Source organism: Aliivibrio sp. S2TY2 (assembly GCF_028765525.1).
GTDB classification, from domain to species: Bacteria; Pseudomonadota; Gammaproteobacteria; order Enterobacterales; family Vibrionaceae; genus Aliivibrio; species Aliivibrio finisterrensis_A.
The window spans coordinates 1-1184 of the sequence record NZ_JARACS010000032.1 but is presented as its reverse complement, the minus strand read 5'-3'; the positions used below and the strand labels follow the sequence as shown (position 1 = coordinate 1184).

General features: G+C 40.3%; 1 protein-coding gene. It reads left to right on the top strand.

The genetic code is table 11. The features are described 5' to 3' along the window. Positions 1 to 209 precede the first annotated feature (209 nt). Positions 210 to 1166, top strand: coding sequence for an IS110 family transposase (locus PVK63_RS19850; protein ID WP_130088443.1), 957 nt, complete (start codon positions 210 to 212; stop codon positions 1164 to 1166). Positions 1167 to 1184: the final 18 nt, after the last annotated feature.

Genomic DNA, 1184 nt, shown 5'->3' with positions numbered 1-1184 from the left:
TTGTATGGATAATAAACACTCAATTAGGGTAAAGTGAGACCCAGACTTTAGCTGCAACTAAAGTTGATTTATAAAGTAGTTCGGTTGATGCATGGCTCCTCTATCGAGAGACCGATAACAAACGCGAACGCTGTATAAACTCCAAGCCTACACTCGAATAGTCGACTGGGTCTCGAACCCGTATTATAGCAAACAAGAGTAAGCTTATTATGAATAATCCTACATTTCAAAGCATCAATGTCGGTGTTGATACCGGTAAAACTCAACTAGACATTTTCATCAGACCCGTAGGTCTGTTCTTTTCTGTTTCTAATGACGCTAAAGGCATAGAAGAAGCCATTACAACCATCAAGAAACATAAACCAGAACGCATCGTTATTGAGGCAACAGGCAGACTTGAAGTCCCCTTTGTTCTTGCTTGCTCAAAGGCTAAGCTTCCCTACGTGGTTGCCAACCCCATTCATGTAAGACGATTTGCTGGCGCTATTGGACAAATAGCCAAAACAGATAAATTAGATGCCCAATTAATTGCTTTGTACTCTGAAAGAATTGAGCCCCCACTATCAACTCTAAAGCCTGAAAACATAAGGCTAATGAGCGACTTAGTCATTCGTAGAAACCAATTATTATCCATGCAAACCATGGAAAAGAATCGCCTTCAAATACTCCCTAAAGAACTAGCGATGACCATTAAACCAATATTGACCGCTTTCAAAAATCAAATCCAAAAGATTGAAGAAAAAATCATTAAACTTATTGAATCTTGCGATGAATATAAGCATAAAAATGAAATCCTTCAAAGCGTTCCTGGCATAGGGAAAGTTGCCGCTGCATCGCTAATAAGTAATCTCCCTGAGCTTGGAAGTATTAGTAATAAAAAAGCTTCAGCTTTGGTTGGCGTCGCCCCTATAAATCGGGATAGCGGGTGCTACAAAGGCCATAGAAAAATCAAAGGAGGCCGTAAACAAGTACGGACGGTTCTCTATATGGCGATGATGTCAGCAATGCAATGTAACCCCGTATTTAAGTCGACTTACAGTCGCCTCGTAGCTGAGGGAAAACCCAAAAAGCTCGCTATTATTGCCTGCGTTAGAAAGATGGTTGTGATACTTAATTCAATGGTACGAGATGGTGTCATGTGGGATAAAAACCACGCTAATAATTAGTAATTGACACCATAGTCG